This window comes from Frankia canadensis (assembly GCF_900197875.1).
In the GTDB taxonomy this organism is placed as follows: Bacteria; Actinomycetota; Actinomycetes; order Frankiales; family Frankiaceae; genus Frankia; species Frankia canadensis.
Genome location: NZ_FZMO01000181.1, coordinates 1 through 7999, shown reverse-complemented (window position 1 = coordinate 7999; position 7999 = coordinate 1). Strand labels below are relative to the sequence as shown.

Sequence of the window (7999 nt, the reverse complement as noted above, 5' to 3'; positions counted from 1 at the left end):
CCCCCGGCTACTACCTACCCACCCGCACCGGCAACATCCTGCGCGCCGCCGAACGCCGACCAGCCGACAAATACGGCCTCGACACCATCATCTGCTGGCCCCGCCTCTGGCCCGCACTCCCCGACACCCACCGCACCGACCTACTCGCCGCCCGCACCAGCCTCGACACCGCCGCCACCACCACCCTCTGGGCCCTCCTCTTCAGCGCCTACACCCCCTACACCCTGCTCGCCATCCCCCTCGCACTGGCCATCGCCACCCTCACCGTCACCCTTGTTATCCCATCCCGCGCACAGGCCTTCGGCGACCTCATCGAAGCCGCCTACGACACCCACCGCACCACCCTCTACACCCAACTCCGCTGGCCACTACCTTCCACCCCCGCCGACGAAAAAGCCGCCGGCCAAGCCCTCACCGCCTACCTCTGGCGCGGCTCCGACCACACCACCCCCACCTTCACTCAGCCCAACCCCTAGTAGGACTTCGTTAGGTGACTCCGGATAGGTGTTGTGTGACGTTGGGTGTGTGGGTGAAGGGTTGCTGGCAGGTGGGGCAGGCGCCGGTCCAGACGGCGAGCAGGGTCTGGAGGGTGCGGAGGACTCCGTAGAGGGTCAGGCCGGCGCAGGGGCTTTTGGGTCGAGGCGGAGCTGGGTGCAGACGGCTTGGGCGATGCTGACGAGGGTGACGTGGTGGTGCCAGCCGGTGAAGGTGCGTCCTTCGAAGTGGTCGAGGCCGAGGCCGTCTTTCAACTCGCGGTAGTCGTGTTCGATCCGCCAGCGGATCTTCGCGAGGCGGACGAGGTGTCGCGGTGGGGTGCCCTCGGGCAGGGTGGACAGCCAGTAGTCGGTGGGTTCGGGTTGGCCAGGGGGCCATTCGGCGAGTAGCCAGCAGGCGGGCAGGCCGCGGTCGGGGTTGCGGGTGAGGTTCCGGCCCGCGGGGCGGACCCGGAGCGCGAGGAAGCGGGAACGCATTCCCGCGGTGGGGTTGGCCGGGGTTTTGTGGGTGCCGTGCCGCCAGGTCACGTACCGGCCGGCGGACCGTCCGGCTGCTGTCACCAGGGTCTTCAGATCGCGGGGCGGGTCGGGGTAGGTCGACGCGGGTGGCCGGCCGTTGCCCGCATAGGCCACGGTGACCGGCGCCGCGTCGGCGGGGTAGGCGGTCGCGGTCGGCTTCACCGCCAGCACGTAGGGGATGTTCCGGTCGGTCAGGCCCTGGCGGAAGGCGGCGGCGTCGCCGTAGCCGGCGTCCGCCACCACCGGCCGGCTCGGCAGTCCCCACCCGGCCAGCTCGTCGATCATGTCCAGCGCGAGGCGCCATTTCTCCTGGTGCCGCGCCGCGTCCGGGATCCCGGCGCGGGCCCGCCGGGCCCGCGCGGCGGCGCTGTCCTGAGGGTCGGGCAGGGCAGTGTCGTCCCACGACCGCGGGAGGAACAGCCGCCAGTCCACCGCGGCCGACGCCCAGTCGGTGACCGCATGGACGGACACCCCGATCTGACAGTTCCCGACCTTCCCCAGGGTGCCGGAGTACATCCGGGCCACCCCGGGCGACGCCGGCCCGTCCTTCGGGAAGCCGGTGTCGTCCACCACCAACGCGACCGGGTCGAGGAAGGCGGCCGCCCAGCCGGCGAGGCGCCGACGGACCTGGGTGTAGTCCCACGTCGAGCTGGTCACGAACTGCTGCAACTGCTGATGGTCCACCCCGAGGCGTGCGGCCATCGGAACCATGCTCTTGCGTTTGCCGTCGGTCAGCAGCCCCCGCACATACAGCTCACCCTTGCCCCGCTGATCCCGCCGCGGCAGGTCCGCGAACATCTCACCCGCGAACCGTTCGATCACTGGCCGCACCCGGTCCATCTCACCCAGTTCCATACCAACCACCGCCACACAGCTGAAGACGACAGTCAGTACAACCACTGACAGACCCAATCAAGTCCTACTAGCTGTGACACGAGCGAATCCGAGTAATCGGCATCGTGATCGCCAGCCGAGCCCGGGAACTCGCGCGCCAGCCAAGGGGCCGACCGCGGATCGCGCTGGGCGACGAGGCAGGCCGCAGATGGTCCTGCCTATCACCGGTTCCGTCGCTGTGGTCAGGCCGTGAGTCGTTGCCAGAGCTGTCGGTCTGACATGGCACATGCTCCGCCAGCGCCACTACGTCGGCCTCGGGCATGCGACGCCCAGGCTGTCACGGCGGACTCGCGTGAGCACGCGTCCGAGACGGTCAGGTGACCAGAGGTGTCTACCAACACATCCAAAAGATTTTTGCTGCCCAGCAGGAAAGTGCGACGTGGGCTGCGCGTGAACTAGACAAACAGCAAGTGTCCTGACCTGCGGAAACGCCTCTATGTGCTGCGAGGAACTCGATCCAGCGCAAGACACGTAACTTGTCGTACTTGACACGCTCCATGTCTGCCGGCACATATAGGTGTGGCATTCGGGGGAAGCGGGGGGTACAGTCATGCCAGGACTACGTAGAGAAAGCTGCTCAGACTGCAGCCGCATCGTCTACGAACGGGGGCCGCTGCGTATGATCGAAGCAGCCAGGGCGCCCAGCGGTGGCGTCGAGGAGTTTCTCCGGTCGCTGGAGGGCAGCCCTGCCGGCCTACGGGATCTCGCTGACATCGCTGTTCGCTTTGAAGCATACGCACATGATGAGATCCTCTCCTTTCCCCGTCAGATCAATGATCTGGCGGATGGCCTGCGCGAGCTGAAGGTCGGCAAGATACGGCTGCCGTTTTTCGAGACGGAACATCTTGGCATGACTGCGGCGCGGCTCACTCACGGCTTCAGGAAGAATACGGACTATACGCCGAGGGGAGAGATCGATCGCGCCAAGCGGGTACGGGGGGAGGACGTCGGCCTGTGAGTATCTCTTTCTACGAATGGGTGGCGGGACTGCAAGGTGGTGAGCGGAGCCTCGCCGAGGCGAGGCTCAAGTACGATTTGCTGCGCTGTCTTAATGCTGCGCAGCTGGCCTCGGGGAAGACTGACGCCGACCTCGCTATTGAATTAGGCGTCTCGCCTGCTGAGATAAGTCACGTGCTGGACGGCGATGGCGACTTGCAGGTCTCGACCGCAGCCGACTATTTTCACGCAATGGGCTTCGAGCTCGGGCTCGAGCTATATGACGTGGGCGAACAGCGGAAGGCCCGAGTGGATAGCAGGGATCCCCGCCCTGTTGCTCTAGCCCCTCAGACTCTCGAAGGGCTCGGCCGCCAGCACGGTCAGCAGTCGTCATCTACAGGCACTGGCGCCTCGGAGGAGTTGACACCGATTCCTTCGGGGCAGGGAAAATGGAGCATACGAGAGAGAATTAGGCCGGCGACTGCGGCATTCAAGGCGATGATGTCGGGAGTTGAAGGAGACCCTGGTAAGTTCGAGCCAGGACAGCAGCACGGGTGAGTGCTGAGGGCATCTCCAGCGTCCCCGTAACGGATCTGATCCAGGCCGCGGACCTTTATGACATCAGCACCTTGGCCTGCCACGCGACGAGGCATGGGCATGCATATCCAGCCTCGATCAACATCGAACTCGGCGCCAGTAGCACAGTCGACGGCGACAAGGTAGACCTCACCATCGCCTGTGTCTGCGTCCTTGAAGGTGAAGATGATTCCGTCGTTGCCGAGATCGATCTCACTGTTCTAGTTCGCCTTGCCCTCGCAGATGGCGTTGCGCGGACAGGATATGTGGCCAGCCAGGCGCAGGAGTTACACATCCTTCGAGCGTCTTTTCCCTATATCCGGGAAGGGATTCAGTCGCTTGCTGCGCGCCTCGGTATCCCGGGGATTGCGCTCGGACCTATCGCGGCAAATATTCCCGGCCCGAAGGTCTGAACTGCAATTGTAGGACGCTGGTCCATCCAGCCCCTCACTCCGGCGAATAGTGCCCGGCTCCAAATCTAGCTAGCGTTGATCAATAAAAGTGCTTTAAGGTAAGGTTCGCCAATTGGCCAAGAAGACTGTTCCCGACGGCGTGTTCGGCATCCCGACGTCGCGGACTGGGCCTGACACCTATTGGGCCGCGCGAAGAGACGTGCTGCCCGGTTGGGCGTGCGGGCAGCGGAACGCTCGCTTGTCGGGGTGTCACTGATACGGAGTACCGCCGTGTGGCGTGCGAGCTGGAGGACGCGGTTGGCCACGGCTGGCCGGACGGCCGTCGACTGTGCGGGCGCACTTGCGGTCTCTTATATCCGCGGAGAACCTCGCCAGCTGAATCTGGGCCTGCCGTACGCCTTCGGAACGGCACCCAGACCTGGCCGAACGTGTAAGTCGCGATCCCTGCCTGAGCTGCGGTGGCGCCGCAGCAGCGACGCCGCAGACCCGCTGCCTGCAGGCTCTCGGCCTGGTTCGATGCCTGGCCTTCGTCCCCGGTGACGGCGACCAGTTGCTCGTCGTGAGGATACGTGGGCGACGATCGCACCTTGACGGCGTGCGCCTCGCTCGGTCTGCCGGCGAGCCACTCGGGGCCCGATTGGCTCTGCGTGCGTCACCGACCGAAACGGGCTCCGAGAGGGCAACGGTCGTCGGCCCGACACGGCCCCGGTCACGTGACCCTACCGGAACGTCAGACCCTCGCAACCTCCGTAGGGGTTGCCTAACGGCGCTGCAACCTCGGATCGACCAAGAAGCGGCGAGGGGAAGCGCGGGCAACACGCTACCTGTGTTCGGCATGACGCTGCCCGCGCCTCGACCTCAGGTGATCATGACAATTTTCTGTACGGTCTCACCGTCGGAGACCTGAAGATCCTTCCCCGCGGTCGTCTGATCGTCGACGAACTTGAGGAGAGCGATCGCACGCCTGACAGCCTCGGTGTAGGAGATCCCACGCTTCGACGTATAGGCACGCAAAGCGTCGGCAGCCTCTTGGTTCAGATTGATGCTGAGACGCGTGAGGCCGCTGGGCTTCGCTTCGACATGTGACGCTTCGGTCTCGGCTGGATTTACGGCATGTGCATTTGACGGGCTCATAATCTACCTCCGACCCCCCCGTAAGGACTTGGAGCCCTGACCTATATTCCTCTCGTTTCAGAAAGCTTAGGCTGCATCCACTAAGATATGCGCCCCTAATTCCCACCGGCATGGCAGCAGTAGCTCGGTTGCAGGACTCCGGCCGCAGGATTTTCCGCGCGACCGACCTGCGCATTGAATCGTCAGGATCAACACTCGTCTGTAAACGAGGAGAAGCTGCCGTGGATCGGCGCGGGTCTTCCGGCAATGCATGTCACTGGGCGCGCCCGGCGGGAAACGTGGAAAGATTCACCGGGTGGTGGGCGGCAGCGAGGTGACACCTCGGCCACTCGCAGCCACAAAGAGCGCTTGATACCCACGCCGGCAAGGGACCTCAAGGCATGTTGCGGGTTGGCGAAGTCCGGCGCCACCAACCTGTGTGGGGAGCGCCCCCGCCCATCGATGGTTACAAGAAGTGTTCGCCTCGTGCCGGTGCGTGCGGAATAAATAATCATGGCTCCGCCCGCCCTTCTCCCCCGCACCCTCGCAGTGTGCCCCACCCTCTCCTGTGCTGTCAACATCGGATGCACACTCTATGTGGACATCATGCTGACATCAGGTGGACAGGGCGCGCATGGGTTGCGTAGAACCAGCGCAGAACATGTGTGTAGCCTGATCTCAGCGTGGTTGTCTCGCTCCGAGCGCTGTGTCCCACCCGTCGTTCGCCGGCAGGCGAACCTAGACCTGGAGCTGGTGGTGGCGCCAAGACCTGCCAAACAGCCCATCGACCTGACCGTGGCCCGTCAGGCACGGTCGCTCACGCCGTTGAAGGACACCAAGGAGGACGAGGAGATCGTCGAAAACGAGCCGATGGAACCACTGCACGGAGTGGTCGAGCTGGAGCCGAGCCGGTGGAGTCGCGGTGCCTGAGGACAGCAGTCCGATCGACGAGACCAGCACCGCGCCTGCCCCGGGCCTGCCGACCATCGAGGCGGCGCCCTACGACCCGCAAGAGCGCCTGGACTCGGTGCGGTCCTACATCGCCTTCAGCCTCATCGGCCTGCTCGCCCTGGTAGTCCTCTGCTCCTTCGCCCTGCTCGCGACCGCACACTGGACCCATCTCACCCTGCAGGAGGTCCGCCCCCTCATCGAAGTGATCTTCTCCTCGGTCACGACACTGGTCAGCGCCGCCACCGGCTTCTACTTCGGCGTCCAGCACGCCCAAACGAAGATCAGCCACGGTCGCCGTCCAGCAGCCCGCAGCAGGCAATAGCCCAGCTACGGCGCCGCTCCTTCAGCGAGGCCGACCATCGGTAACCGATTACGACCGAGCGGTTGCCGATGGTGGACCTCGTCTGCGACCCCCAGGACGAGGCCGGACCAGTAACGCCCCGGTGGTGCTTGGTCCGCCGTTGCCGCATGTCGAGTCGTGGGCGCGCCGGTGGGCGGTCGAGGAGATGTTCGACATCGCGCCTGACGCGTTGAACGACGACCGGGTCGGTCGGGCGCTTGATGCGCTCGCCCCGGTCTGCGACGAGGTCGCCGGTTCGGTCGGCGCGGCGGCGATCGCCGCGTTCGGCGTCGACATCTCCCGTGTCCACTCGGATATAACGACGATCTTGCTGCACGGCGCCTACCGGGAGGCCGACGGTGACTACGCGGCGCCGCGTCACGGCCACCCGAAGGACCGGCGTGCCGATCTCAAGCAGGTCCAGACGGGCCTGGCGACGACCGGCGACGGCGGGATCCCGCTGCTCCCGCGTGCCTACGACGGCGGCGCCGGTGAGGTGTCCCAGGTCCCCGGGGCGCTGCGCGCCCTGGTCGCTCTCGCGGGTCCCCGCGAGTTCCTGCTGGTCGGGGACACCAAGCTCGTCTCCTACGCCAACCTGACCGCGTTGACCTTCACCCCCGGGGTCACATTCCTTGCCCCGGCGGCGGTGTGTCGGGCGGTCGGGGTGTGGACTGCGGCCCGGGCCAGCACGAGGAACATCCGTACGGCCCGATCCACGTCGACGCTCAGGCTGCTCATGTGGTCGAAACCCCGGTCAGCACCGCCACGCCACGGCGGGAACACCAAGGCCCCGTCGCAACCCGCATCCACAATGGATAAGGTTGTGCTGTGGCGGTAGTTGACAACAGCACAGCTGGGTGGGACTTCTTCATCTCTTACACCTCTGCTGATCAGTCGTGGGCGGAATGGGTGGCCTGGCACCTGGAGGACGCCGACTACCAGGTCCTGATTCAATGCTGGGATTTCGTGCCAGGATCAGACTGGCGACTCAAGATGGAACAAGGAATAACGCAGGCCGTACGAACAATAGCCATACTCTCAAGATCATACCTCTCGTCGGTATACGGAGGCGAGGAGTGGCGGGCCGCGCGAGCGGCCGATCCCGAGGGGCTCGCCCGCAAGCTCCTTCCGATCCGAATTGAAAGCTGCGAGCGGCCGGGAATTCTCCGTACTCTTGTCACGATCGACCTGTTCGATATGGCCGCCGGCGCGGCGCGACAACGCCTTCTCGAGGAGATACAAAGCGCACTTAAGGGTCGAGCAAAGCCCGACATTGAGCCAAACTTTCCGGTCTATCCCGGTCGGCGGCCGCCAATAATCCCTGCCACATTTCCCGGCAACACCGAGTACAGCGACTACAATCCATCAGATACCGAGCGCTTGCTGCTGCGACTACTCGGCCTTGGAGTGAAGGATGAGGCCGTCTCCCGTCACCTCGGCGTTTCCGTCAGCACGGTCCGTCGCATGATTTCAGATCTGATGACGGTCTTAGACGCACGCAGCCGATTTCAAGCAGGCGCCCGCGCTGCCCAACGCGGATGGCTCGAGTAGTAGGACTAACCCGGATCTTTCGCCGCTTGACTTGGTGTGATCGCGGGCTGGCCTCCTACCCTGTTGATGTTGAGTTTTGCCGCTCGGTCTGGGTGTGGCCGTGGTGGAATGCCCTGGCTGTCGCGAGGGGTGGGCGCCCGGTCCACGTCCGGGGGTGGTGTTTCCTTCTGGTCGGTGGGGTGGGAGGTCTGTGGTCGCGGGTTACCCGGGGG

9 protein-coding genes and 1 pseudogene are annotated in these 7999 nt (G+C 64.9%); 8 read left to right on the top strand and 2 right to left on the bottom strand.

The features are described 5' to 3' along the window. A pseudogene (locus tag C1A33_RS15850) lies at positions 1–476 on the top strand (hypothetical protein); the annotation flags it as partial. Between the two features lie 135 nt (positions 477–611). Here the strand turns inward: C1A33_RS15850 and C1A33_RS15845 are convergent. Then, positions 612–1868 carry an IS701 family transposase gene (locus tag C1A33_RS15845; RefSeq protein ID WP_101832267.1) on the bottom strand — a complete coding sequence of 419 codons (1257 nt, stop codon included), beginning with the start codon at positions 1866–1868 and terminating at the stop codon, positions 612–614. A gap of 658 nt (positions 1869–2526) precedes the next feature. Between C1A33_RS15845 and C1A33_RS15840 the strand changes: the two genes are divergently transcribed. From C1A33_RS15840 to C1A33_RS34205, 3 genes are read left to right on the top strand one after another with little or no spacing between them, the layout of a single operon-like run. Then, positions 2527–2865, top strand: a complete 339-nt coding sequence (locus C1A33_RS15840; protein ID WP_101832266.1) for a type II toxin-antitoxin system RelE/ParE family toxin — start codon at positions 2527–2529, stop codon at positions 2863–2865. Further along, positions 2862–3401 carry a helix-turn-helix domain-containing protein gene (locus tag C1A33_RS34210; RefSeq protein ID WP_133150688.1) on the top strand — a complete coding sequence of 180 codons (540 nt, stop codon included), beginning with the start codon at positions 2862–2864 and terminating at the stop codon, positions 3399–3401. Before C1A33_RS15840 ends, C1A33_RS34210 begins: the two co-directional genes overlap by 4 nt. Beyond that, a complete protein-coding gene (locus tag C1A33_RS34205; protein WP_133150687.1) occupies positions 3398–3832 on the top strand; it encodes a hypothetical protein in 435 nt (144 codons plus the stop codon). The genes C1A33_RS34210 and C1A33_RS34205 overlap by 4 nt, the downstream gene beginning before the upstream one ends. Before the next feature lie 858 nt (positions 3833–4690). Here the strand turns inward: C1A33_RS34205 and C1A33_RS15835 are convergent. Further along, positions 4691–4966 (bottom strand): ribbon-helix-helix domain-containing protein, encoded by a 276-nt coding sequence (locus C1A33_RS15835; RefSeq protein WP_243407601.1) that lies wholly within the window; start codon positions 4964–4966, stop codon positions 4691–4693. A gap of 735 nt (positions 4967–5701) precedes the next feature. Here C1A33_RS15835 and C1A33_RS34965 point away from each other — a divergent pair. From C1A33_RS34965 to C1A33_RS15820, 4 genes are all read left to right on the top strand, one after another. Then, entirely contained in the window at positions 5702–5875 is a 174-nt protein-coding gene (locus C1A33_RS34965) for a hypothetical protein (RefSeq protein WP_165818414.1), read from the top strand. Next, complete coding sequence (locus C1A33_RS15830) at positions 5868–6218, top strand: hypothetical protein (RefSeq protein WP_101832265.1); 351 nt, start codon at positions 5868–5870, stop codon at positions 6216–6218. Before C1A33_RS34965 ends, C1A33_RS15830 begins: the two co-directional genes overlap by 8 nt. A gap of 121 nt (positions 6219–6339) precedes the next feature. Next, the gene (locus tag C1A33_RS15825; RefSeq protein WP_243407600.1) at positions 6340–7074 is read left to right on the top strand and encodes a hypothetical protein; all 735 of its coding nucleotides are present in this window, start codon (positions 6340–6342) and stop codon (positions 7072–7074) included. Further along, positions 7065–7787, top strand: coding sequence for a TIR domain-containing protein (locus C1A33_RS15820; protein ID WP_101832264.1), 723 nt, complete (start codon positions 7065–7067; stop codon positions 7785–7787). Before C1A33_RS15825 ends, C1A33_RS15820 begins: the two co-directional genes overlap by 10 nt. The last annotated feature ends 212 nt before the right edge of the window (positions 7788–7999 follow it).

Excerpts from the sequence above, each read along its gene's own strand:
- C1A33_RS15835 (WP_243407601.1), bottom strand. The coding sequence starts at position 4,966 with ATGAGCCCGTCAAATGCACATGCCGTAAATCCAGCCGAGACCGAAGCG.
- C1A33_RS15845 (WP_101832267.1), bottom strand. The coding sequence starts at position 1,868 with ATGGAACTGGGTGAGATGGACCGGGTGCGGCCAGTGATCGAACGGTTC.
- C1A33_RS15840 (WP_101832266.1), top strand. The coding sequence starts at position 2,527 with ATGATCGAAGCAGCCAGGGCGCCCAGCGGTGGCGTCGAGGAGTTTCTC.